15 protein-coding genes are annotated in these 24962 nt (G+C 62.3%); 7 read left to right on the top strand and 8 right to left on the bottom strand.

Annotation, left to right across the window (positions count from 1 at the left end; all coding sequences use genetic code 11):
- Positions 1 to 70: 70 nt before the first annotated feature.
- Positions 71 to 2146 carry an Ig domain-containing protein gene (locus Pla111_RS15720; protein WP_146575407.1) on the top strand — a complete coding sequence of 692 codons (2076 nt, stop codon included), beginning with the start codon at positions 71 to 73 and terminating at the stop codon, positions 2144 to 2146.
- A gap of 259 nt (positions 2147 to 2405) precedes the next feature.
- On the top strand, positions 2406 to 3692 hold the full coding sequence (locus Pla111_RS15715; RefSeq protein ID WP_146575406.1) for an Lpg1974 family pore-forming outer membrane protein: 1287 nt from the start codon (positions 2406 to 2408) through the stop codon (positions 3690 to 3692).
- A 7-nt stretch (positions 3693 to 3699) separates the two neighbouring features.
- On the opposite strand, the gene Pla111_RS15710 is transcribed toward Pla111_RS15715, so the two are convergent.
- On the bottom strand, positions 3700 to 5412 hold the full coding sequence (locus Pla111_RS15710) for a DUF1559 domain-containing protein (protein ID WP_146575405.1): 1713 nt from the start codon (positions 5410 to 5412) through the stop codon (positions 3700 to 3702).
- Positions 5413 to 5527: 115 nt separating this feature from the next.
- The gene (locus Pla111_RS15705; protein WP_146575404.1) at positions 5528 to 8902 is read right to left on the bottom strand and encodes a peptidylprolyl isomerase; all 3375 of its coding nucleotides are present in this window, start codon (positions 8900 to 8902) and stop codon (positions 5528 to 5530) included.
- 289 nt (positions 8903 to 9191) lie between these two features.
- Here Pla111_RS15705 and Pla111_RS15700 point away from each other — a divergent pair, with 289 nt between their 5' ends.
- The 4 genes from Pla111_RS15700 to Pla111_RS15685 all read left to right on the top strand — a co-directional run bounded on the left by Pla111_RS15700 (position 9192) and on the right by Pla111_RS15685 (position 13323).
- Positions 9192 to 9674 carry a dihydrofolate reductase gene (locus Pla111_RS15700; RefSeq protein ID WP_146575403.1) on the top strand — a complete coding sequence of 161 codons (483 nt, stop codon included), beginning with the start codon at positions 9192 to 9194 and terminating at the stop codon, positions 9672 to 9674.
- Between the two features lie 150 nt (positions 9675 to 9824).
- Positions 9825 to 11279 carry a glucose-6-phosphate dehydrogenase gene (zwf, locus tag Pla111_RS15695; protein ID WP_146575402.1) on the top strand — a complete coding sequence of 485 codons (1455 nt, stop codon included), beginning with the start codon at positions 9825 to 9827 and terminating at the stop codon, positions 11277 to 11279.
- Between the two features lie 127 nt (positions 11280 to 11406).
- Positions 11407 to 12012, top strand: coding sequence for a riboflavin synthase (locus Pla111_RS15690; protein ID WP_146575401.1), 606 nt, complete (start codon positions 11407 to 11409; stop codon positions 12010 to 12012).
- A 78-nt stretch (positions 12013 to 12090) separates the two neighbouring features.
- The gene (locus Pla111_RS15685) at positions 12091 to 13323 is read left to right on the top strand and encodes an amidohydrolase family protein (protein WP_146575400.1); all 1233 of its coding nucleotides are present in this window, start codon (positions 12091 to 12093) and stop codon (positions 13321 to 13323) included.
- 149 nt (positions 13324 to 13472) lie between these two features.
- Here Pla111_RS15685 and Pla111_RS15680 read toward each other — a convergent pair whose 3' ends face one another.
- The 6 genes from Pla111_RS15680 to Pla111_RS15655 all read right to left on the bottom strand — a co-directional run bounded on the left by Pla111_RS15680 (position 13473) and on the right by Pla111_RS15655 (position 23316).
- Positions 13473 to 14681 (bottom strand): type III PLP-dependent enzyme, encoded by a 1209-nt coding sequence (locus Pla111_RS15680; RefSeq protein ID WP_146575399.1) that lies wholly within the window; start codon positions 14679 to 14681, stop codon positions 13473 to 13475.
- Between the two features lie 329 nt (positions 14682 to 15010).
- Positions 15011 to 16927, bottom strand: coding sequence for a DUF4914 family protein (locus Pla111_RS15675; protein WP_146575398.1), 1917 nt, complete (start codon positions 16925 to 16927; stop codon positions 15011 to 15013).
- A 150-nt stretch (positions 16928 to 17077) separates the two neighbouring features.
- Entirely contained in the window at positions 17078 to 18520 is a 1443-nt protein-coding gene (gnd, locus tag Pla111_RS15670; protein WP_146575397.1) for a decarboxylating NADP(+)-dependent phosphogluconate dehydrogenase, read from the bottom strand.
- Between the two features lie 71 nt (positions 18521 to 18591).
- Positions 18592 to 20454: a hypothetical protein gene (locus tag Pla111_RS15665; protein ID WP_146575396.1), complete on the bottom strand. Its 1863-nt coding sequence runs from the start codon at positions 20452 to 20454 to the stop codon at positions 18592 to 18594.
- A 43-nt stretch (positions 20455 to 20497) separates the two neighbouring features.
- Positions 20498 to 22165 carry a hypothetical protein gene (locus Pla111_RS15660; protein WP_146575395.1) on the bottom strand — a complete coding sequence of 556 codons (1668 nt, stop codon included), beginning with the start codon at positions 22163 to 22165 and terminating at the stop codon, positions 20498 to 20500.
- 149 nt (positions 22166 to 22314) lie between these two features.
- A complete protein-coding gene (locus Pla111_RS15655) occupies positions 22315 to 23316 on the bottom strand; it encodes a PEP-CTERM sorting domain-containing protein (RefSeq protein ID WP_197525083.1) in 1002 nt (333 codons plus the stop codon).
- Positions 23317 to 23993: 677 nt separating this feature from the next.
- On the opposite strand from Pla111_RS15655, the gene Pla111_RS17720 reads away from it, so the two are divergent.
- Positions 23994 to 24863 carry a type II secretion system protein gene (locus Pla111_RS17720; protein WP_197525082.1) on the top strand — a complete coding sequence of 290 codons (870 nt, stop codon included), beginning with the start codon at positions 23994 to 23996 and terminating at the stop codon, positions 24861 to 24863.
- Positions 24864 to 24962: the final 99 nt, after the last annotated feature.

The following is a 24962-nucleotide window of genomic DNA, read 5'->3' as shown; positions in this document are numbered from 1 at the left end:
GCTTGCCTGCCGCGTGTTTCTCGCGATGGATCTCTAAGCCTTATGGGCTTCACTCTCCGGGAGCAACACCATGTTTCTGCGTACACTGCTGTTTGGCGCTCGCCCTGCGCGACGTCGTCCGTATCGGACACGGACGTTTTTCGGTCGTCGGCCGGTTCACGAGATGTTGGAGGCGCGACGCGTTCTCTCCGCGGCAGGGTTCGCCGGTAATGACTGTGCCCCCGAGCTCGATCTCTCAGCGATCGTTGCGCTCAGCCCCGTGGCGATCGAGGGCCAAGCCTTCACCCTCAATCTGCAAGATCCCGACGGCAATCCGGCAACCAACGATGGTGCCACGCTCATCGATCTTGATGTGAACGGCAACCCGACGGGCGATCGTCTTCGCTGGCTCGCCGACCCTGACACGGGTGTCGACTTTCCCAGTGGGGCAACGCTCACGACCGACGGCGTCTTTCAGTGGACTCCTCCGAGCGTCAGCGAACCAACTCAGTTTGTCGTAACCATTCTGGGAATCGATCGTGGCGTGCCTGCTCTGGCCGACGCGGCTCAGTTCACGCTCACGGTGCTGCCAGGGATCGATCTGGTGGACCCCGACGTGGATGTTCCCGCGGAAGACTTCGAGGTCAACGTTGGCGATCAGGTTGCCTTCACAGCACGAACGACCGAAACCTTTCCCGCCGGAGAAGTTCAGTATTCGATCGCCAGCGCGACCGTTGGCGGTACACCTGTGACACTGCCTGCCGGCACGCTTAACCCAACAACAGGGGCCTTCGATTGGACGCCCGACGCGAGCGTTATTCCTGCGGGACAGCGCACCGCTGAGGTTGTCATCACCCTGACGGCCGCTTTCTCGGATGCGGGTCTCGGTGGCTCGGTAGGAGACTCAGAGTCGTTTACCGTCACGGTGCACGAGATCAATCAGTTCCCGAATCTGGCGAGCATCGCCGACCTCGGTGCGGCCATCGGAGTTGAGCAAGTCATTGCGATTACTGCCACCGATCCGAATGCCCTCGACACGCTCGAGTACTACCTCGACGACAGCTCGCCTGACAACGCTACGATTACTAAGCTCACCAACGGTTCGGCCGAGATCCGGTGGACGCCGACGGCCGCTGATTTTGCCGCCGCGACGGACGGCCGCGTGCCGTTCCGCGTGATCGTGGTCGATGATGGCTTCTTGCCGCTCAGCGACACCGAAGACTTCACGGTCGGTGAAGTGAATTCCGCCCCGACCATTGATGCGATCACCCCCAAGACGGTCGCTGTGGGGACAACCCTGCAAGTGAACGTGACCTTTGGCGATCCCAACAGCGGGCAATCGCTGACCGCTTCGCTTAGCCCTGGGGCTCCGGACGGTGTCCAGATTATCTCAACCGGTGCGAATTCGGCGCAGGTGCGCTGGGCACCCACCGACGCTCAAGCGGGCACCAGCACGATCGGTGTGACCGTGACGGACAACGGGGTGCCGATGCTCGACGCCAGCACCACCTTTGATGTTTTCGTCCGTAGCCTGCCCGTCCTGGCGACAATCTCTGACCAGTCCGCAACCGTTGGGCGGCAACTCAGCTTTGGTGTTTCGGCAACCGACACGAACGTTGGCGAGGAGCTAACCTTCAGCCTCGATGCGGCAAGTCTCGCGGCAGGAGTCGCGGTAGCGCAGACCGCCGGCGAGCGAACCGCTGGCATCACCTGGACCCCCGCTGCCGGTGATATCGCCGGTCGTTCGGTGACGGTAACCGTGACCGATGCGACAGGCCTGGCCGATTCGCAGACGATTAACATCGCTGTGGCCGAGGCCGATCCTCCGTCGGTCCTGACGGCTCCATCAGGCACCCTGACCGAGGCTTTCACATCGATCGCCGTCTTGTTCGACGAGCCGATGGGTTCTTCGGCCTTTAATGTCAACAATTACGGCCTAGAAGTCATCGGCGGTCCGAACGACGGGCAAATGATCTTGTTGCTCTCGGCTTCGCAGGTAGATAGCACCACGGTGGTTCTCGCGATCAGCGGCGGTCAGCTGCCGAACGGCACGTATCGCCTGACGCTCGACAACACCGATCCCGATGGAATCGCCGATGTCGATGGCGACTTGCTTGTCGGCCAGCGGGCGTTCGCCTTCATGGTCGAAATTACGCCGGTGCTTTGATCGAAGCGCGATCAGAGTCCAGCGCTATTGAAGACCGTTAACTCTCGAAGCGTCCCGGGCATAGTACCCGGGACGCTTTTTTTCTAGGGCCATGGCAGCCCGCGCCGCACATGCTGGCGCTGCAATCGCACGCGGTAGTGACTGCGTACGGTCGCAAGCAGCCCGGATAACCCGAATAACTGGATTCCCTTACGCAGCTTGCCGATCACCCCTGCAGGCGAGAGTTTTCGCCCGAGTCAGTGCCTGAAGGGTTTGCGCCATGCGTTACAAATCACGTATCTTGGCTATCGCGTTGGCGGTCAGCTGCGCGTTTGCCGGGGAAGAGTCGGAGGCCCGGCGGCCGCGGATGGTCTACAACCCGGTGACCAACCAAACCGAGCCTGAGATGCGGTCTGTCGCGAGCCCGCTAAGCAAAACTTCATCCGCTGCGGTGGCAAGCCATCCGTTGGCGGCGATGGCGAAGGGCGCTAGCCCGGTGGTCGCAGCGACCGCTACCAGCCCGATCACCCCGGTGAGCTATTCGGCCGCCAGCTGCGGATGCGGCGAGGCGGGGTGTGCCGATGGTCTCTGCGGCTTGGGACCCGCTTGTGGCGATGGCTGCTGTGGAGACATGGTTGGCACACCGATGTGTGGTTGCGGTGATACGCTTTGTGGTGGTTGTGGGATTGCGCCGGCGTGTTTCTACACGGGCGTCGAGTTCACCATTCTCAAGCCCCGTTTCTCTGACAATATTGCTTACACGTTTGTTGATGGGAACGTGACCGGCGACCAGGCCATCACCGACGTTCAGTTCGATCACGACGCCGAGTTTACGCCCCGCGCCTACTTCGGCTGGCGACACGCCGATGGTGTCGGCTTGCGCGTCACCTGGTGGGGTTTCGATCACAAAGCCAAGGCCGCTAGCGCCAGCCCCGAAGATGGGTTCGACGAGATCCGTCACCCGGCATTCGCTGGCATCGATCTTTCGACCGTCTTGCCAGGCGATCTGTTTGTCGCCAACTCCGATCTCGAAGCGCACTCGATCGATATCGAAGCAACGCACGATGCCCATCTGTGCGGCTGGGAGATCGCGGTTGGCGGGGGGGTTCGCTACGCCGAAGTCGAACAGGGCTATAGCGCGCAACTGATCGATACGACCGCCTCGGTTAATCCGGTGCGGGGCGCGATCAACTATCGGCAGTCGATTGAAGGCTTCGGACCCACGATCTCGCTAGGGGCGTCACGACAGCTGGGCTGCGTGACGCGGCTCTTTTGCAAGGCGCGGGGTTCAGTGCTGTTTGGCGATGGCGAAAGCTTCCTGTCGGGCAGCGAAAACACGCCCGCCGTGAGCACCACCCGCACCACCTCACGCGACGATCTGATGTCGATCGGTGAGATGCAGGTGGGCCTCATGTGGCGCGGTTCGGGACGCCGGGGACTTCCTTACCAGCCGTTCCTTTCGCTTGCCCTGGAAGGCCAGGTCTGGAACGGCGTGGGCAGTGCCACGAGTGAAGAGGGCACGCTCGGCTTCTTCGGATTCAACTCGGGGGTCGGACTCGAGTGGTGATCCGCCCCTAGGGCAGTTCGATTCGTTCGCCACCATCGATCGTCAGCATCGCGCGGAGCAGTTCGATATCGACATCTGAAGCGATGAAGCTCACGTGCCCGTCGCAAAATGCGGCGAGGAAGCCACCGGGGTGGAGGCTGCCGATCCCCTCGACCGGATTACGATCGTAGGCGGCGACATCGTAGTCGGCGGGCCGGGTCCATTCGACCGCGTGCTGGTCGTCTACCTGTATAACGGCGATTGTTGGTGAGGTTCCATCGCGGATGTCGCGAAAGCTTTTTCCTCGGCTGCCGCCATCGCAGACGGCTGCGGGGCCGAATGCAGCCAGATAATGAGTCTTGCCATCCTTTCCGTCAAAGCTCCCGCTTGGATCAATAAAATACTCAGGCATCAGCGGGAGCAGCGATAAATTGTGTGGGCTGTCCCAGGGCTCATCCAAGTGGAACTGATCGTAGAGCGCTTGCTTCTCAAGAAACGGCAAAATCGCTACACGCCAACTCAACAGAGGCTGGCCTTCATCATCGGTAATCGCCTGAGCTGGCAGATTTCCATATGCTCCTTCATAAACTAGTAAAGCCACTATCAATTTCTTGAGATTGTACATTGATGAGTTCCGCCGCGCCGCCTCGCGGGCTGCTTGCACGGCCGGGAGCAGGAGGGCGACGAGAATGCCGATGGCGCTGATTTGCAGCATGCTATTCACCTGCAGAGAGTCGGCCATCTCCGTCGGGTGATAGCCGAACACGAGTCCGTCACGCTGAGGTACAAGCATCTGCTGATACTGCGGCAGCGTGCGACGTTGATAACGAATCATCGCCTCTTGTAGGGGATCGGTCGGATCAAGCTGAGCGATCGACTCCTCGGACATGCGCTGTTGTAGTGCGAGCAGCTCATTGACCACGCCAGCCAGACGATCGGCGGCCGCGTCGTCCTTCGCTTCGATCGCGACTTCGCAGTCAGGTTGGTTGAAGAGCCGCAGCCACGCTTTGGCGTAACGAATGTCGTTCAGGTGCTTGAGATACGGCCGTACCGTATCGGGAATCTCGTCGCCGCCGGCAGCGAGGGCCGCATCGACGAGCGGTGCCAGCGGCTGGTAGTTCACGGTCACATGCAGATCGGCGTCTGCTTCCTGATTGGCGATCCAGTCGGTGAACGCTCCCTCGGTAGGCCGCCCCGCGCGGCGCGTGAGTTTCTTGAGCATTCCCTCCGAGGCCGCCAGGGCCGTCTTGTCATCGAGCATCACGAGCGTTGGGCCCTGCGGATCGGTGGCCTCCAGCCGCACGATGCTGCCCTCCTCTTCCGTCAGCTGGAAATGCTCAAGCAGCTTTGCAGGGATTTGATCGAGTGCAAAGGGCTCACTGAACCGCGCAAGCACGGCATAATACAGCCGCGTGCCCATGGGTGGCTCGACAACCACCTCGAGCGATTCGAGGGTCGTGGGGTCGAAGCCCAGCTCTTGCAGGCCCGCTGCGGTGACGACTTCGATCGGCATGAGCGACAACTCCGGCGCGAGCAGCACCCGCCGCGGACGCAGCTCCACGCGTACCAGCGTTTGCGGTGTGGCGATCGAGGTGAGCTTCGCCAGCTCACCAAGCGCGGGCGGGCTCGTCGGCTTGGCCACCGCCTGAGCGCGGGCGTGCGCAAGAGGTGCCAGGACGACCGCCGCCGTCAGCACGCTGCGATACGCCGCCGCTTCAACCCACTTCTGGTAAAGCCCCATGAGAATGATTCCTTGAGAAGATCAAGATTGCGAATCGGCCGGAGCGTGAGCGCTTGGCTTACGCTGACTGTCGGTGGGATTCTAGCAATACACGCCGCGGGTTCGCAGCGTATTCTCAGGTGAATTCGATCCACAGCGTCTGAAAGTCGTCGGCGTTTTCAAAGCCCAAGTTGCGCGAGCCGACGGCCACTTGCACCTGGACCATGCCGACAAAATCGGTGGGGGGTGTCACCGTGAGCACCCCCGTACTGCTGACCGATGACGTATAGGGGACAGTTCCTATCTGTCGGCGAAAGTAAAAGACCGGATCGCCTTCAACATCGATGCCGGTGAGCGGGACTATGGCTGGGGTGTTTCGTGGGGTCGTGATCGAAGCGATATCCGCCAGGAACGGATCGCTATTGCTGAACAGATCGCTGGTGTCCGGCGCGAGCGTCACCACGAACGTGCGATCCATCGTGTTGCCATCTTCATCGGTCACCGTCACGGTGAGGGTCGAGGTCCCCGTAGCGCCGGGTGCCGCTTTGAGGAACAGCACACCATTCTCGTTGTCGGTGAAGATGTCGATCGTGTCGATCGCTACGTCAAACACGGGCCGATCACCGGTGATCTGGCCATTGTCGAAACGGGGGTCGGTCGGGGGCAGTTGACGCAGTCGCTGGACCTGGCTGATCGCTTCACGTACCGGCTCCCCTTCGGTCATCACGCCGAAGATGGTGTGTTGGAAGTCAAGGCTCCGCGTCGCGACTTCGGTAATGAAGAACTGAGAGTTGTTGGTGTCGTCCGCAGATTTCGCCATCGAGAGCAGTCCCGGCCGGTTGTGCTGCAGATCGGCATCAAACTGGTCGTCAAAGTTGCCCAGCGCAGAGCCCCCCGTGCCATCGCCGTCCGGATCGCCCCCTTGGATGACAAAGCCATCCACCACCCGATGGAACAGGATGCCGTCGTAGAAGTCGGTCGCCGCCAGATTGATCATCCGATCAGTCGCCCGGTCGGCACGATCCTCGAAGAGCTGGAACACCATCTCGCCGTAGCCTTGCACGTCGATGTGTGCCGAGCGATTACCCGTGAGGATCTCGGCAGATACGTCCGGATTGCTACTCGTGACGCTGTAGGAGAGAACCCCGCCGTTGGGGTCGTAGCCGTCCAGCGATACGTGCAGCGGCGAGCCGATCAGCAGCGTGGTGTTCGCGAGCGAGGCCAGCCTTGGTTGGTCCGAAGTCGGAATCGCAACTCCCGAGCGCTGGCTGATTTCTTGGAGGCTCAAGGGGCCGACCGCGCGTGTGCTATCGGGGAAGAACCAGGTGCCGAGTTCCGTAATGCCATTGGTACTTGCGAAGGTGTTTAGTTGCCGATTGATATCGGTTACGTCCGTGAAGGGCAGCAGCGGAGCGCCGTCCTCAAACAATTCGCGTTGCGCGGTCGTGTCGGCATCCCACACGGCACCGTAGAACCGCGTGGTGGTTGCGGCGAGCCCCTGAGCGAAAGCGATCAGATCGGGTGCCACCGTGCTGAGATTTACGCGCGAAACGCTAGCCGCGGATCCCCCGGCGTTGGCCAGGCGGATCTCGACGATGCGATCGCCTGCCGGCGCGCTGGCGACGTTGTCGTAAGCCAGGGTCCGCAAGACGCGTGCGTAGTCGGTGGCGGGGGCTGAGCCGGTAAGGGTTAGCGTGCGCGTGGCTGTGCTGTAGGCGGAAGAAATGCCGGTGCCGAGCGTATCGACCACCAGCGACTCGGCCGCCCCGTCGGGCGTGGCGAGCAGCTCGATGCTCGCGCCGGTAAGCACCGACCCATCACCGCCGACAATCGCTAGTGACGAGGAAACGATGCTTGCCGCCCCCGCTCCGCTCACAAATTCGGCTGCCGCATCAGAGCCCGACTGGCTCGTTCCGTTCAGGTCGGCGGTGAGCGGGGCTTCGCCCACCGTGATCGCAAAGCGTTCGGAGTCCGCGAGCGGCGGCTCGCCGTTGTCGGTCACCAGCACGCGGACCGAGACGACCTGATCAAGGAACGCGTTAGTCGGGGTCCAGCGGAAGATGGCGGTCGTGTTGCTGGTTTGCGTGAGTGTCGCGCCAGCGGGGGATTCGTTGGGATCGAGTGCGAAAGTCAGTGTATCGCGCGCGTTGGGATCCGAGGCGGTCAGGGTGATTTCTACCGCCGCGCCGACCTGACGCGTGAGATCGGCAATCGGTGCCAGGTTTGGCGACTGTTGGGGATCAATCGTCACGCCGTCTAGGGTGAGCCGCTGGGCGTAGACCCCCTTTCGATCAGGAGAGCCATCGCCCCACCAAGCAATCCAGCCGGCATCGCCTTCGATTCCGACGCCGCCCAGCCACTGATGCCCCGAGTTGGCTCCCGAGACGCCCACCAGGGTCTCGACTGCGTCGGAGATGCCCGTGCGATCGAAGCTGCGGGCGTAAGCTTCCCAGCCCGCGTCTCCAGGGACGCCAGAGTTCCACGCCGCGACCCAACCGCCATCGGCGGCAACCGCGATGGAAACACCGCGCTGAACCCCCGCGGTGAGGCGGTTGAGCACGACCTCACCCGTGCGGGCGGCACCGCCCGCTGAAAATGCTCGTGCGACGAGATTGCTCGTACGGTCGCCGGCTTGGTATGCACGCCATGCCGCGACGATCCCGCCGGTCGGATCCGTTGCCAGTTGAACCTCGGTCTGGCTGGCAGCCGTGGAGACGGAGAGCAGCGTTTCACCGCTCGCGACGCCTCCGGTAGCCGGGAACCGACGGCTATAAACGCCCCACTCCGAGCCGTCTTGATGAAGGCTCTGCCACGCAACGATGAGGTCGCCTGCGGTTTCGTAGGCTAGGCTCGGTTGCGTCTGGTGATCGGCCAGCGTGGTGTTGACCCGGATCTCCTCGCCCTGCTCAGTCCCGTCGGCGTTGTAGCGGCGCAGGAACACGCCGGAAGGGTCCTCGACTCCGACGCCGCTCCAAGCGATCGCGAACGAGTCATCAGCAGCAACCGCGACAGCTGGCGTGACTTGGCGGCCGCCGATTGTTTGATTGACAAGGGTTTCGGTGGTTGCAACCGGTGTCCCGTCTGCGTTGTAGCGGCGGAAGAACACGCCGTGATTATCTCCGCTGCCCCTGCCGGACCAGACGACAATAAATCCGCCATCAGCAAAAACTGCGACCTGGGCCTCGCCCTGCTCGCCCGTAACGGTTGAGTTGACCAGCCCTGTGGAGAGAGATACGCTTCCGTCGGCGTTCGTCAAATCGAAGTAAACGCCCGCGCGGTCGATCGGGCCACGACCCTCATAGACCACGACCCGCGTGGTCGGCGTGACCGCGATTGCGGCCGGCTGCTCAGCGAGTGACTGCTCGCCAGGTGTGAACGTGTTGACGAGGCTCACTTCGCCGATTGGCTGGGCGGCGAGCAGCAGCCGGGGTTCCAACTTCTCGCTCTTTAGCCTGAAACCACTCCCCCGCGACTTGTTGCGGGGGGCGAGCCGTTTGATAAGACGCTTCATCGGCTCTCTCAGTTGCGGGGGCGGGCTCTCAGCCGATAGGACGGCGGGGCCCGGTAAAGTGCATCCGGCATTATGAACCGCGACAGAGGAGCGGGCAAACGCCGCGGATCTGTTGAGGAGCGGCCTGCTGGGGGAGGGGCAAACTCGCGGGCGGACAATTTGTTGTCGCAAATCGCGGCAAAACGGCTCAACTAGGCGGCGAAACGTATTTCGTTAAGCTGCGAGCCAACCGCGCCGCGGCACGATTGAAGTACGGCTTCGCGAACCCCCTGCATTGCCAGCGTCCGACATGAGCAACCCCTCCGTCACAGCCCCTGTCGTCCTGATCGCGGCGATGTCTCATGACCGCGTGATCGGTTCCAAGTCCGGCATGCCGTGGAGCCTGCCCGAGGAGTACGACCGCTATCTTGCCACGGTCCGCCAAGGGGTGGTTGTGATGGGGCGCAAGTCGTACGAGATCTTCGGTGCTGACCTGGACCCCCACCGCTGTGTGGTTGTCACGCATCGTGAGAAGTGGGGCTCGGCGTGCGTTGCCCCATCGGTCGAGGGGGCGTTGCGCCAGGCTGCTGTGACCGGAGAAACGATCTTTGTTGCCGGCGGCGCCTCGGTTTATCAGCAGGCTTTGCCGCTGGCCGACCGAATGTATCTGAGTGTCATTGATGGCGACTTCCAGGGCGACACATGGTTTCCCGCTTTCGATCCAGCCGATTGGCGGATTGAACGCCAGGAACGCCAAGCTGGTTACTCGTTCTTCGATTATCGACGAGTCTGACCGTCCGCGAGTCCCTCCGACGGTCGGCAGCGCCGCCGCCCCGCTCGACAGCTGCCAGCCAGATCGGTCAACTAAGCGAGCTGATGGTGTCTTCGGCTACGCCCCCCGGCGATTTTCCCCTCCCCCCACCGATCGCGACGGATCGAGAGCATGACGCACACCTTCGTAATCTTCGGTGCCTCGGGAGACCTGACCAGCCGCAAACTGATCCCCGCGCTGTACAACCTGCATGTCAAGAAGCGGTTGCCAGCGGGCACGCGGATCGTGGGCTTTAGCCGTACCGAATTCAGCCACGAGGCGTGGCGTGAGAGCCTCGCCGAATCGACGGCGGCATTTGTTGGCAAACGATTCGACGCCGCGGTTTGGGCGGATTTTGCTTCGCGTATCTTTTATCACGCCGGCGATATCGGAGACGCGGCTGCTTTCACCGCACTGGCTGAGTTCTTGAACCAGCTGGAAGGCGAGGGCCGGACCTCGCGCGTTTACTACCTATCAACGGCACCCCGTTTCTACGGCCCGGCATGCGAGCACCTCGGCACGGCCGGCCTGGCAGAGGAATCGAACGGTCCCCGGCGGGTTGTGATCGAGAAGCCCTTCGGGACCGACTTGGCTACCGCCCGCGCGCTCAACAAGACCGTCCACCTGAGTTTTGCCGAGCATCAGGTGTATCGGATCGACCATTACTTGGGCAAAGAGACGGTCCAGAACTTGATGGTGCTCCGCTTCGCCAACGCGATTTTCGAGCCGATCTGGAACCGCAACTTCATCGATCACGTGCAGATTACCGTAGCCGAAGAAGTCGATGTCGGCTCACGTGCCGGCTACTACGATACCGCAGGGGTCATGCGTGACATGATCCAGAATCACCTGATGCAGCTGCTGATGGTGACGGCGATGGAGCCCCCGGCCCGGTACGCCGCGGACCCGGTTCGCGATGAGAAGGTCAAAGTGCTCCTTTCTGTCCGCAGCAAGACCCCGGAAGACATCGCCCACGACACAGTGCGCGGCCAATACGAGGGATACTTGCAGGCAAAGGGGGTCGCCCCGGGGAGCCGCACCGCGACGTTCGCCGCCATCAAGCTCGGCATCGACAACTGGCGCTGGCAGGGCGTGCCGTTTTACTTGCGAAGCGGCAAGGCCATGAGCTGCCGAACCACGCAGATTGTGATCCAGTTTCGCGAGCCGCCCCACATGTTGTTCGACAAGGGGCCGCGCACCATGGCGGGTGCCAATCGGCTCGTGATCCAGGTCCAACCGGCGGAAGGAATCCAGTTGCACTTTCAAACGAAAGTGCCCGATGCCGGCATGAAGATGCGGCAGACGGATCTCGACTTCAACTACGGCAAAGAGTTCAAAGGGCAGATGCCCGAGGCCTACGAACGGTTGTTGCTGGATGCGATCGAGGGAGACGCGAGCCTGTTCGCCCGAGCGGACGAAGTGGAAGCGGCCTGGAATATCTGCGATCCGATCCTCTCCACCTGGGACCAAGCCGACGCGCCCCCACTGCACCCTTACGAGCCCGGCTACTGGGGCCCCACGGCAAGCTCCGACTGGATGGCGGCCCAGAACCGCAATTGGTTCGACGCGTGCCCGGTGCTCCGCTGAACGGCTATCCCGCACAACCCCTCCGCAGCCGATAGCGATCCACTCGGGTTCGGGTTAGGGTGACTTTCTGAATCAGCAGCTCACCTGAATCAGTGCCTCTGCCAGCGCTAGTTTCGCTCAACGCGTTATGTTTACCGGATTAGTCCAGAGTCTTGCCGAAGTGCTGGCCGTCGAGCCCGAGGGGCCCGGCGTGCGACTCACGGTCGGCGATGCTCCGCTGGCCCGTATCAGCAAGCTGGGCGACAGCATCTGTGTCAACGGCTGCTGCTTGACCGTGGTTAGTGTTGAGGGCTCGGCGATCGGCTTTCAAGCCGGCAGTGAGACACTTACGCGCACGAATCTAGGGCGGCTCACTGCGGGCGACCGGGTCAACCTGGAGCCTTCGCTAGCGGTCGGCGATCTGCTGGGCGGGCATTACGTCACCGGCCACATCGATGCCCTGGGCGTGGTTGACCAGCGTAACGAAGACGGTGAATGGGCCGAGTTCTGGTTCCGAGCCCCCGCCGCCCAGGCCAAGCAGATGGCGAGCAAGGGGTCGGTCGCGGTCGATGGCGTGAGCCTGACGCTCGTTGCTGTAGAAGACCTCTCCACCACCGAGGGCCGCTTCAGTGTCGCCCTGATTCCGCACACGCTGTCGGTCACAACCCTCGGCTCGCGCTACCCGGGCGACACGGTCAACCTGGAGACCGATGTGCTCGCAAAGTATGTTCAGCGGCAGCTAGGCAACCGCTAAACGGGCGGGCTAAACGCCAGGCCTAAAGAATCGACTGCCGACCCATCGTCGGAGAGACGCCGGACCGGCGGGGTAACGATGAGCACCGAATCCGTACTTTTCGCCGGCCAGCTCTTGCTGCCTGAGGGCGACAATTCGGTCCGCTTGGCCGAGGGCGTGCTGCGTGTCGAAAGTGGTGTGATCGTCGGAGTCGATGAAGGCCCCCTGCCCCGTGCATATAACCATGGCGGCCCCGCCTGTCTGATCACGCCGGGGTTTGTCGATACGCACGTGCACCTACCGCAATTTGACATGATCGGGGCCCACGGCGCGACCCTGCTCGACTGGCTGCAGGGGGTCACCTTTCCCTCCGAGGCCAAGTGGTCGGATACCGACTACGCAACGGCCATGACCCACCGCGTTGCTGATCAGCTGATCGCGCATGGCACCACCGCGGTCTGCGCGTACGCCTCGGTCCATGCCCCGGCGACCGCCGCCGCGTTGATGGCGCTTGAGCAGCGTGGCATTGGCGGAGTGGTAGGCCAAGCGCTAAGCGAACGTTTTGCCCCCAGCGAGCTTGTCGGCTCGGCGGACGAATTGCTCGATCAAACGGCAACGCTGCTCGATCGCTACCCGCCGTCGGGCCGGCTGGCGGCGGCCGTCACGCCACGCTTTGCGGTGTCGTGCGGCGAAGCGTTGCTCGCCGGTGCCGGTCGTCTGGCTGCCGAGCACGGTGCCGTGATCCAGACGCATCTGAGCGAGACACGGCAGGAATGCGATCTGGTGCGCGAGCTCTTTGGCTGCGACTACGTCGAGGTTTACCGCCGGGCGGGTCTGCTCACCGAGCGTTCACTGCTGGGCCATGGCATTTATCTCGAGGCAGACGACTGCGTGGCGCTCCGCGAGAGCGGCTCTGTTGTTGCGCACTGCCCGACGGCCAACTCGTTCCTTCGCTCGGGAGCCATGCGGCTTGCCGACCATCTTCATCGTCAGTTGCGTGTGAGCCTCGGCAGCGATATCGGCGGCGGGTACGAGCGATCAATGGTGCGCGTGGCGCGAGCGATGATCGAGACCGCTGCCGCGGTTGGCGAGAGCTTCCCGACCGCCAAGCAAGCCTGGAGCCAGATCACGGCGGGTAACGCCTCGGCCGCCGGCTTGCGTGACGCGGGCGTGCTTTGCGAAGGAGCCCCCGCCGACCTGTTGCTCATCGAGCCCGACGTGCCCTGGCAAACGCTTCCCGTCGATCCCCTGGCGACGCTGCTGTGGTCGTGGGATGACCGCTGGTTGCAGGGCGTTTGGCTCCGCGGCCAACGCAGCTACGCCTCCGCTTAGCGTGCCCTTTTCGCCGATGTCGGACGGAGCCAGCTCGGATTGCTGGCTCTCAGCTCGGGTCTCGCCGAAAAATAAGAGCCGGTGACGGGAGATCCCGGTCACCGGCTCTTATGAAATTCTTGCCGCTCTAATCGCGCTCTTAGGCGAGCCTAGATGTAGTGCTCGGCGAGCGGGGCGAAGCCGTTGAAGCCGATGCTGGCGTAGGTTGTGGTGTACGCTCCCGTGGAGAGAATGTCGATCTTGTCTCCCTCGCTCAGGGCGATCGGCAGACGGTAGTCGGTTTTCTCGTACAACACGTCGGCCGAGTCGCACGTGGGGCCGGCCAGGATCACCGCACCGGTGGGGGCACCACGCCGGACCGCCTCATCGTGAGGGGTCCGAAGGTGGTACTTGATCGACTCGTCCATGGTCTCGGCCAGACCGCCGAACTTGCCGCAGTCGAGGAAGACCCAGCGCTTTTCGTCCTGCTCGCATTTGCGGCTGACGAGCACCACTTCCGTGCGGAGCACGCCCGCGTCGGCGACCAGATAGCGACCGGGCTCGGCAATGATGCGCGGCATCCAGCCGCCTGTCTGAGGCGATCCGTAGAGCGGCGCGAAAGTCCGTTCGAGTGCTGAAGTGATCGAATCGCCGTACGCGCCGATCGAGGGCATCTGTCGCTGATAGATGCCGGGAAAGCCACCGCCTACGTTCACCACATCGAGCCGAACGGGTTCCGACCGACCGTAGAGCGAGCGGGCCAGCTGCCCGGCGGTTTCGATCGCGGTATCCCAGGCGGCAATATTGCCTTGCTGGCTGCCCACATGAAACGAGACGCCAACCTTCATGCCCCGGTCGGCAGCTAGGTGCAGCAACCGTTCGGCCTCTTCCGGCTCGCAGCCAAACTTACGGCTTAGCGGCCACTCGGCACCGGCACCATCGCAGAGAACGCGGCAGAAGATGGTCGCTTCGGGTGCCAGCTCGGCCAACTTTTCTAGCTCGGACTCGGCGTCGAACGAGAACAGCCGAACGCCCTTCTCGTAGGCGTAGCGAATGGCGTCGCGTTTTTTGATCGTGTTGCCGTAGCTGATGCGGTCCGTTGTGGCTCCCGCGGCTAGACACAAATCGATCTCGCCGGGCGAGGCGACATCAAAATGGGCACCGCGTGCTAGCAGCAGCTTGAGGATCGGCGGGGCCGGATTGGCCTTCACCGCATAAAAGAGATCGGCCTGCGGCAGAGCCGCTTGCAGCGAGTCGTAGCGCTCGCCAACGACTTGGGTGTCCACGACGACAAACGGAGTGGGCAGAGCGTTGCTATCGGCCAGAAAGGCTTCTAACCGGGCGCTAATCGCGCCGACCTCGCCTTCGTGTTTCTCCATACCATCATCAGCCAACCGTTTCGCGGTGCAAGCGGCAGTGACCGGGCAATTCAGCTTCCAAGTGCTACCAGATTGGGGTTCCGATCCGGTGGTCAGCTCAAGAAAGGAGTCCGCTGAGGGACGGTAGGGGTCTGACAATGAAGGAGTACTCCGAGGCGGGTCCAAGTTTCCGTGACTGCGCGTACGCCGCGCGACGCAGAACTATCGTAGCTCTTATCCCCTAGGGGAAGACCTATTCTGCAGCCAAAACCGCCAAATCGCTTGTGAGGCCATTTTTTTGCCTCACGAGCGGCTGCGTGCTGTCGGCGCTGTCGCCCTCGGCGGGGGCCTTAAGCCTCGGTGAACGCTACATAGTCGTCGTAGGTCGCCCCCGCGAGGCACGCCTCGATGATCTGGCGACCGCGCGGATCGAGGTCTTCGTGCAGGAACTGACGGACCTGGGCGTGGAAGAACACGGTGAGCTGGCGGGCCCCCTGGTCGTAGGCCTCGGGGCCGACCTCGGGCTGCTGGGAGACGTCGAGGAACCACTTGCCGATAGTCTGCCCCTCGACGGTCAGCGTCTCTTTATGGGCTCCCAATAAGGGGCAGCGGGCCGGCATGAGCTCGTTCGCTCCGAACGGCGCCGAGCCACGGCGGGCCAGATACTCGCGAGCAACCCACTGGGGCGCAAACCCGACCTTCCAGCAGCCGATGTGCTGGTTGGGGATCAGTACGAACCGGGTGGCGGTCGTGTCGAGAATCTGGTCCAGCAAGATGTTGGCTTGGTCCACCTTGCGGCCGGTCGCAAACGGCCAGAACGAACCGACCCCTTCGGACTGCATGCCCCCCTGATCCACGATCGACGGATTGCCGTGGCCCCGCGGTGCCACCAAGCGCCACAGCCATGCCAGCGAGGGCGGCAAGACGTGCATCAGCCCCAGGATGCCGTAGGTTGGCAATTGCTTGGTGCTTGGCGGGCAACGGACTCCGAAGCTGCGAATGTCGACCGTTACGGGCCCTGACACGACACCGTGGACGTAGCGTCGGGGGACGATCACCCGCGGATTGGGGCACGGTACGCCCGGCTCGTCTTCGGTATGCTCCCAGATGAGCGATGTAGCGCCGGGTTGGGCCTCGATGTTCAAGAACAGCAGCGGTCCGGGCGGATGGACCGTGATCGCTTCCAGGTGCGGGTCGGTGCCGTAGCTATCGATGTGATTGACCCGCACGAACCAAGCGTTCTCGGCATCAATCAGCGAGAGCTTGCCGACCGATCCGTTTTGTTGCAGCGCTGGGTGGCAGAGCGCCATGTCATCGGTCACGGGGAGCAGATCGCAACCACGCGGGAGCGTCAGCGTGCGGGCGTCGCCCGTCACGGTGTTGGTACCCAAGAGCAGCGTGCCGTCCGCTTCGCGGTGCATCTGCTCGAGCATCTCGCTCTTGCCGCCGCCGGATGCCCCCTCGTGCATGATCGTGGTGACGTTTTCGTAGGGGGTCACTACCTGCACGGTCGAGCAGTGGGCTGTGGTCCACGGCTCCTCGGCCCGCTCGCCGAGGGTCAGCAACATCCCGTATACGCCTTTCTTGGCTGAGGGGCCGGGATACAGATTGTAGCTGAACAGCTCATGCAGCCCCGCTTCCTCGAAGCGGCGATTGTGAACGACAACCTGCTTGCCTTCAAAATGTGTGTGCCGAAAAGGCGGAGCAACGTACACCACGGCACCGTGGAAGTAGTTGGCTCCGGCAGCGCGAACCTTTTCGAGGGGCACAATCCCTTGCAGCATCGCCAAGCCGAGGGCAAAGAACCCGGCGTTTGCCGGGCAGATCGCTACGGCACTCAGCGGATTCGAGGGCAAGCCGGTCTCGAAAAAGAAGCAAGCAATCGGCTGTTCTTTGAGCCAGTCGAGCGTCTCGGTACGGAGCGGATCGAACGAGGTTCCATACCGAGAGGCGTAGGTCGGTTTGTCGGTCGCCCGGTCGTCTCCCACCAGCATGCAGTCGGGGTCGCGCCGCCGCATGTAGGCTTCGAGATAGTTCGCGGCGATGCCATTCTTGGTTCGGCATACCTTTGCTTCGGCGAAGTAGCCCATGCCCTGGGCTTCGTACCCTACCTCATAGAAGCCGGCCGGATCGACTTCGGGCGTCGCCAGTTCGACGAGTTCTTCGACGCTGCCAACGAGGGTCAAGCGACCGGCCGCCTCGGCGGCTTCCAGCACCGACATGGCGGAGTGCGAGAGTGTCAATTCCGGAAGGGATTTCAGGGACATGGCAAACTTGTTGGGCTGTACATTGAGAGTTGGAGGGGACAACGATTGTCCCGCGAAAATCTTCTCCTGCCGCCAAACAGATTGGAGCCCGAGGGCACACCGCTAGGTTGAGCTCGTGTCCTTTAGTATCGCGATGGCGAGCGTGCTGTTTCAACGAGGATCACGCCGCTTGCTCAGCCAGTCAGTATGGAACATCTCGCCGCGCGGCTTGTCGGTCCGCTCATAAGTATGTGCACCAAAGTAGTCCCGCTGTGCTTGGAGCAGGTTGGCGGGGAGCGTTGCCCGGCGGTAACCGTCGTAGTAGGCCAGCGCCGTTGCAAAGGCCGGTACGGGCACGCCCTGCAGGGCGGCCGTGGACACCACGTGTCGCCAAGCACTTTGGGCCTGATCGACCGCGGTGGCAAAATACGGTGCCAGCAGCAGGTTCTCCAGCTGGGGGTTCGCATCGAACGCTTCTTTGATGCGGTCGAGGAAGACGGCCCGAATGATGCACCCGCCCCGCCACAGCATCGCGCAATCGCCGTAGTTAAGCGGCCAATCGTGCTCGACCGCTGCGGCTTGCAGTTGCACGAAACCTTGTGCGTAACTGACGATCTTTGAGGCGTACAACGCTTGGCGTACCTGTTCGACAAACGCTTTTTTGTCTCCTGCGTACTTTGGCGAGGGGCCCTTGAGAAGCTCGCTGGCCCGCACACGTTCTTCTTTGCGAGCGGACAACCCGCGGGCATAAACCGCTTCGGTAACAAGCGTGCTGGGAACGCCCAGGTCGAGAGCGAGCTGGCTCATCCACTTGCCCGTGCCCTTCGCGCCAGCGCGATCGAGCACTTTGTCTACCAGGTGTGTGCCATCGGTGTCTTTCACGCTGAAGATGTCGCGTGTGATCTCGATCAGATAGCTATCAAGCACTCCGGTGTTCCACTCGGTGAAGACGTCGTACAGCTCATCGTTCGATAGGCCGAGCGTCTCCTTCATCATCGAGTAGGCTTCGCAGATCAGCTGCATGTCGCCGTACTCGATGCCGTTGTGCACCATCTTGACGTAGTGTCCGGCACCACGCGGCCCCACCCACTCACAGCAGGGGATGTCTTCGTTGGGGCCAACCTTAGCCGAGATCGCTTGAAAGATCGGTTTCAGGGCGGGCCAGCTGTCGGTGGAACCCCCCGGCATGAGGCTCGGCCCCTTCAGAGCACCTTCTTCGCCCCCCGAGACGCCGGTGCCCGAGTACAGGAACCCGGCCGCCTCGACCTCTTTGGTACGCCGCTCGGTATCGGCGTAGTAGGTATTGCCGCCATCGATGATGATGTCGCCCGGTTCGAGGTGGGGCGTCAACTCCTTGATGACAGCGTCCACGGCGGGACCCGCCTTGACCATCATCATGACCTTGCGCGGCCGCTTGAGGCTCTTGCAGAGTTCAGCAACCGTTTGGCATCCGACGAAGGCTTTGCCTTTCGCGCGTCCCGCGATGAACTCTTCCATCACGCTCGCGGTGCGGTTGTAGACCGCGACACGATAGCCTCGGCTCTCAACGTTGAGGGCCAGGTTCTCGCCCATGACCGCGAGGCCAATCAAACCAAAATCGCAGGGTTCGCTCACTTCGTGATGGCTCCGTTGTACGCGTGAAAAGTCGCTGCAAAACGGAGCCTAAGGCCGGGTGGCCGCAGCGGTCAATCCACCCGGAACGAAGCGGGTGCCTGGTGGAGCGCATCCAGTTTAAGGCTGAGCGGGCGATACGGAGGCAGAGCCTCAATCCCACGATCGATTTCACCGATAACGGCTTGGAACCGCGGATCTCCCTGTCCGCCGTATTCTTTCATCATTTTTTCAATCGGAAGCCCCTCGGAATACCCTTCGAGAGCTGGCACAAAATTGTTGCCGCGGAACTCCTCCGCAAGCCACGCCAGCGGTGCCGTGCCAGCCAGAACGGCTTCGGCGAAACGGATCCCGGCCCGATCGGCTGCGAGATCGGCGAAGCTGAAGCCGCTCCCTCCTTGAGCGTCGATCGCCTCCTTGGCAAAGCCCAGCGCATGCGCTTCGGTGCTAGAGGTCATTGCTGCCAGGGCTGCCGAGACGGCAAAGTGCTTCAGCGTATCGTTGCGGCCGCGTACCGTTGGTTGCTGAAGCACGTTGATCCGTGCCGACCGAGCGGCATCCGATTCGGTGGCCAGCGCTTCCGCGCGGGTGCGGGGGTTCTTACGCAGTGTCTCCGAGTCATCCAGCCCCAGCCCTAATGCAACAAGAAACCGGCGGCGTGAGTCGATCGAAGGATCCTCCATCGCGGCCTTTGCAGCGCTGCGGACTAAGGCGTCGGTAAGATCGTCGCCCACCAGCCGCGCAGCCTCGCCCCGCTCAGGATCGGCGCTGAGCGGAAGTTTCCGATTGGTGGCTGCCGTAGCGGTCAGTGCCGCGAGCGGTTCGGTTCGGATCACCGGTTTCACTGGCACCCCCACCGCGCCGGCCCGGCGAGCTTGCACCCCCGCCGCGGGGTCCTCGGGCAGCGTGGCGGAGAGTATCGCGTAGATTGCGGCGAGTCGGTGCCGTGTCCACGGCGTGAGTTGGTTGGCATCTGTGACACCTCGTGAGCGGATCTCATCGCCCACGAGCGCGAGGATCAGCGTGTTGGCCACGTCGAATCTTATCTTGACGGCCTTCAGCCGCTGCCGGCGATCGCCCAGCAAGGCACGCATGACGCTCTCGGTCTCGGGGCTGTGAGCGGCCCCGAAGTGGTGCCCTAGTTCGTGGACCAGCAGTTGCAGACGCTCGTTCTCAGTCACTTGCGGTGACCACTCGCGGAGCATGACATGGCGACGCAGTGAGCCCCGTGTACCCCCCAGTTTACGGGGGCCCTCCTCGAACACGTATTGGCTCGTAAAACCAATCGCGACATGCCCCTCTGGGGGGTCAACCGACCGCTGGAATTCATCGAACGAGCGGAGGAAGTCGGTCGTGCGATCCTCGGACTGCCAGCGACCGAAACCCGCCACCCGCAGCGAGACACCGGCGTGCTGTTGCAGAATGGTCGAAGCCGCTTCGATGCGAGCAGTAAGCCGCCGCTGCCAGATCGCATCGCGAGTTGGCTCTTCTTCATCAACATACAGTACGACGGGAATGCTCCACCGAGCGGCCCCCACTACCGTTTCGGGCTCACCACGCCACAGGGGTGTCGGCTTGTCGGGTTGTTCACCAAAGCCGATCTGCTTGAGCATCACGCTGCCCGGCAGACCGCTGGAGACAATGCGGTAGGCCGCGCCATCGGCAAGCCGCTTCGACTGCGGACCGATGGTCGTTGTCAGACTGGCGTGCAACGGAGACGCTGAGAAGAGCGGCCTTGAGAAGCCGGGCTGAATCGCCACAGCGCTCGAAATGCCCGACTCGGCCGTGACCTGCACGGTTTGGATCGCCGAGGTGTGGTTGGCGATAACCGCCACCCCCGCCCAAGCCGTGCAGGAGAGCGCGACCGCAACAACCGCCAGCAGCAGCGCGGCTCTGCTGGGTCCGGAGAACGACTTAGCGCGGAGACGAATCGTCATTCAACGATTGTACACCCGTGGAGCCGTAGGCACCCGGTTGCGATTAACAGGCTGCTTCACGCCGATTGGCTGGCCGAGCCGCGATCAAGCATCCCGTCAGCAGCAGAAAGGCCGAAGCCGGCTCGGGGATGGCAAGCGAAGCGACATTCCCAAACGACGCTGCCCAAAGAGCATAGTCGTCTTGATCGATGACGTGATCGCCATCGCCGTCAGCGTCCAGCAACACGGCTGAGCCAAGTGAGTCGCGCCACACTGTGTAGTCAGCAACATCGACGACCCCGTCGAAGTTGTAGTCACCGGTGATGGAGGTGGCCGGCTTGAGGCGGAAGAACGTATCCACCGTGCCGGGCACGCCCGGTACCCCAACCGCTTCGCCCGCGACATAGACGACCGGCAGGTTGTCACCGCCCGCGGCGGTCAGATTGGTGATCTCGAAGCGGTTTAGCGCGAGCCCCGTGCCGCCAAGCGTAGCGTCGGCAAGGCCGTCGCCGTCGGTGTCAACGGGCGTTCCGAGCCCCGCAATCTTCAGGCCGTTGATGAACAGCGTATCGTTCCAGGCAAAAGCCAGATCGCCCCGGTCGTTCAGCCCCACGCCTTGGATCTGGCCGGTGAGCGTTACGCCATCGACAATCTGCCCCTCGCGGTAGGCGATCTGCCCGTTAACGATCAGCACGTCGTCTTGGCCCGCACCGCCGGTGTCGGTGAAGGCACCAACCGCCCATTCGCCGGCCTCGTTGACATCGAATCCCTGGAAGCCCTTAAAGAACTCGCCGGGAAGGCCGCCATCAATGGCGGGGATGGTCAAGTTTTCTTTCAGGATCGCCCCGCTTAGCAGGGTCAGGGCAGATCCGTTGACGACCGGCGCGTCATCGAAGGTCGGATCGCCGAAGTTATCAACGCCGCCATTAGGGATGCTTACGCTGGTCAGATAGTTTGTGCCCAGCGCCGACCAAACGATGTTGCCGCTGACCGTGGAAGAGCTGGGATGAACGCCGATCGTGCCCAGACCCGCGATGGTATCGCCCGACCGTAGGAGGACGTCGTTGGTTGCCAAACCGCGCATCAGAGCCGTCCCGGTATTGGTACCGAGCGCAGTCGTGGTGTAGTTGCTTACCCAACTAGTTACCCCCGAAGGACTCCGATAGAGGCCGCCTGGCGAATCGTAGAAGAGGCCGGCGAGCGGACCGCTGGGGATTGCATCGCCCTCGGTCCATTGAACCGTGTCGTTCACCCACAGGCTGCTGAGCCGTGACGGCCCGGCACCGGGATTGGGGATCGAGGCCGAGTAGGCGACGTTCCCCGCGTAATCCAAAGCTGCCGCACTCCCAAGTGTGATCTGCTGCAAGCCGCTCAGGGTAGCCTCGCGCCGCAAGGCAACGGGATTGAGGCCTTTAGCCTGCTGTGTTCCGAACAGATAAAAAACGCCGGCCGAGCCCGTGTTGTTGCCGGTGTCGCCCGTGTTGACGGGTGTTGCGAACGCGCCGTTGGGTAGGGCGAGCAAATCACGCTGCCCGTTGCTACGGACGATATCGCCTAAATTGGGGAAGACGCCCGTTCCCGCATCAAAGCCCGGCAGCAGGCTTGCGCCGGGCAGGAACTTGCCCTGGAGATAAATGCCCTCGATCACCGGTGCCGCGCTCGCCGAGACAACAACAGCCTGCAACAAGCAGGCGATGAGCAATCGTGACAAAGACTTTTTTGAAGCGGCCACGGTGGTACTTGCAGGGGACAAGGAAGGAAGGCAACGTGTTGTCAGGCAGCGTCTAAGGTTCGCTGCTGAGCACCATCCTAGCGAAAACGGCCCCCGCCCAGGATGAGCGGAGGCCGTTTTCTGTCTTGAAACCGTGAAAAGCTCCGCGACTAGCGACGCCGGCGGAGGCTCACGCCGCCCACAACCAGCAGTGCGGCCAGAGCCGAGGCCGGCTCGGGCACCACGGAGTAGAAGCCTTCGCTGGTGTCCGTAAAGGCGATGCTTCCGTTGTACCAAGCAAGTTGGTTGATCGTGTCCGAGCTCGGACCGGCCAGGAATTGAGCCTCCGAAACCAAAACGGACAGCGTGCCCCCGACATCGGCCGGATCGAAAACCAGCAGCGAGTCGGCGGTGCTCTCGTAGAAGTAAACCAACCCGTCCGGAGCGGCGAAGATGTCGCCGAAGCCGGCCGAAGCAGCACCGGTGACCGCGAGGATCTGAGCGGTCGAGACGACCGTCGAGGCTACGTCGTTCACGGTGTCCCAGCCGACGATGGCGTCGAAAGTGTTGGTGCCGACCAGAATCGTGTCACCCAGCACGCCGACACCACCGACCGTAGTGCCGAACGAGGTGGCGAAGTCCGCCGGCGGGATCTCGATGCTGACCGCGTTCGCGGGTGAGATCGAGACAATCTGACGATTCGCGCTGAGGGCGTCGTAGGCGTAGATTTGGCCCGAGGAGGTCACTTCAAAAGAAGCGACAAGGCTGGCCGAGCTGCCGATGGCGGCGTTGATCGTTGCGGCGCTAACGACTTCCGTTGCGGTGCCCGTGCCCAAATCGATCTCGTAAACACTGTTGTCGAGGCTGCTAACAAAGCGAACCACTCCGCCCACATAAGCGGCTCCATTGCCGGCAGCGGGGTCGTTGGTCGAACCGGTGGCCTGCCACTGGGCTACGGAAGAAACCGTGGTGAAATTCGTGCCGTCATAGGCGACCACGACACCGGCGTCGTCGGCACCATCGAGGTCGCGGACTACCGCGTAAGCTGTCGAACCATCGACAACCACGGTGTCGAGGAACGGATTGTTGATGCCACCGGCCGCTTCGGCCTCGGTAAACACCTCCACAATCGTGATCGCCGAAGCGGAGGAAACGCTCAGCGCAGCGGCCACAGCGGCCGCGAAGGGTAGAAATCTAAGTTGCCGGATCATTAGCTCTCTCACTAGGGGCAGAAAACGGAGGGGGGAACAGTTCGTGATCGGAAAGTTCGGGGCAAGGCCAAGCTTCTAGACAAGCTCGGGGCTCGGCGAGCCACGGTAGCTTGGCTACGGTAGCTTGGCCACGTTAGCTTGGGATGACGCCCAGAGCCTTGCCTGACCGTTGCCGCCAGCCCCGCTGTGGCAAGCGTCGGTTGGCAGAATTCGGTTGATCGCCCTTAACAATGTCTTAATACTACCCGACGCTATCTGGCCTTGCCGCTGTCGTCAAGCAATCACTGTGCCGATTGCGTTGACTTTTCGCACTTTCGCGGGGCGGAGCTGGCTAGGAAGCGCCGCAACCTGCCGCTGCGTCGGGAGTCCGTTCGGCCTAACGCCGTCCGGCGATTCCGACTCGGTTGGCGTCGTATCCCGGTATGCCCCGCCCCCTATGCCCTGCCCCCATGCCCTGCCCGCCGTTTCACGGCCCTACCCGTGTTTCACGACCGCCATGCCTCGCCCCCGGTCGTCCGCCAAAGGAAGAGTCTTGAGCGTGCTGTATGGTGGCAACTGGTAACTGGCAACGGGCAAACGAGCTGCAAAGCAAGTGTGAGTCGGCAACCGCTTTCTGTTCCAAAACTCGAGAGGCGTCCATGAACTTGATGTCCATTCGATCAACCTCGTTGGTTCGAGTCCCTCGATCTCCCCGCCGATCAGCGACTGGTTTCACGTTGGTCGAGCTGCTCGTGGTGATCGCGATCATTGGCATCCTGGTGGCGATGCTGCTTCCGGCGGTGCAGGCCGCTCGTGCGCGGGCGCGTTACACCCAGTGCATGAACAACCTGCGGCAGTGCGGCTTGCTGACGATCATGTATCGTGACACGCACAAAGGCCGCTTCCCGCACCCCGTCGATGATCTGGGGGGATGGGAAGAAGTCGATAATCCCGAATTCGATCAGCCCGATGGCCCCGACGAAGAGGACGAGCTGGAGACCGTCGGCGGGCTTGAGTACAGCACGAAAGTTATCGGGAGCAATAATTTCCGCGTCTCCCCGAACCGCAAATGGGCTCGGAGCACCAACGAACGCGATCTGCGTAAAGTTTTGCCAGAACGTTTTGGTGTCGAAGCGGCGATGGTGCTCAACAACTACATCGAGCCTTATTCGGGCATCTTCAACTGCCCCGATCTTGTTGAGATGGCGGCGGCGTGGGGCAATACCTATTCCTTCTCAGCTCGACCTTCCAGCATGCTGCTGAAGCCCCCGGTGGCTGACCCCGATAAGATGAAGAACACCTGGTGGATGTGGTGCAATGTGATCGATATTCCGCCGCTAAGTGGTTGGCGTGGCTTTGCGCTAGACAGCTCGATCACCCGGATCGGGAAAGCTGATCCGATGTACGACTACTACAAGGGGTTGTTCCAGCCTGCCCACGCCCTGATGAGCGACCGCGGCTGTGGCCGCAATGTGCTCTTTTTCGACGGTCACGTCGAGTACCACAGTGAAGGCTGCATCGATTGGTAGTCGATCACGGTTTTGCCCTAAACTGCATGACACTAACGACGTGACGCGGCCAGAGCGAGTGATTCTACTAGAAAGAATATTGCCCTGACCGCTTCAAGC

The sequence above is a fragment of the Botrimarina hoheduenensis genome (assembly GCF_007859815.1).
Classification (GTDB): Bacteria; Planctomycetota; Planctomycetia; order Pirellulales; family Lacipirellulaceae; genus Botrimarina; species Botrimarina hoheduenensis.
This window is presented reverse-complemented; position numbering and strand designations above follow the sequence as displayed.

Coding starts and splice junctions, on each gene's coding strand:
- Pla111_RS15720 (WP_146575407.1), top strand. CDS start 71: ATGTTTCTGCGTACACTGCTGTTTGGCGCTCGCCCTGCGCGACGTCGT.
- Pla111_RS15715 (WP_146575406.1), top strand. CDS start 2,406: ATGCGTTACAAATCACGTATCTTGGCTATCGCGTTGGCGGTCAGCTGC.
- Pla111_RS15710 (WP_146575405.1), bottom strand. CDS start 5,412: ATGGGGCTTTACCAGAAGTGGGTTGAAGCGGCGGCGTATCGCAGCGTG.
- Pla111_RS15705 (WP_146575404.1), bottom strand. CDS start 8,902: ATGAAGCGTCTTATCAAACGGCTCGCCCCCCGCAACAAGTCGCGGGGG.
- Pla111_RS15700 (WP_146575403.1), top strand. CDS start 9,192: ATGAGCAACCCCTCCGTCACAGCCCCTGTCGTCCTGATCGCGGCGATG.
- zwf (WP_146575402.1), top strand. CDS start 9,825: ATGACGCACACCTTCGTAATCTTCGGTGCCTCGGGAGACCTGACCAGC.
- Pla111_RS15690 (WP_146575401.1), top strand. CDS start 11,407: ATGTTTACCGGATTAGTCCAGAGTCTTGCCGAAGTGCTGGCCGTCGAG.
- Pla111_RS15685 (WP_146575400.1), top strand. CDS start 12,091: ATGAGCACCGAATCCGTACTTTTCGCCGGCCAGCTCTTGCTGCCTGAG.
- Pla111_RS15680 (WP_146575399.1), bottom strand. CDS start 14,681: ATGGAGAAACACGAAGGCGAGGTCGGCGCGATTAGCGCCCGGTTAGAA.
- Pla111_RS15675 (WP_146575398.1), bottom strand. CDS start 16,927: ATGTCCCTGAAATCCCTTCCGGAATTGACACTCTCGCACTCCGCCATG.
- Pla111_RS15665 (WP_146575396.1), bottom strand. CDS start 20,454: ATGACGATTCGTCTCCGCGCTAAGTCGTTCTCCGGACCCAGCAGAGCC.
- Pla111_RS17720 (WP_197525082.1), top strand. CDS start 23,994: ATGAACTTGATGTCCATTCGATCAACCTCGTTGGTTCGAGTCCCTCGA.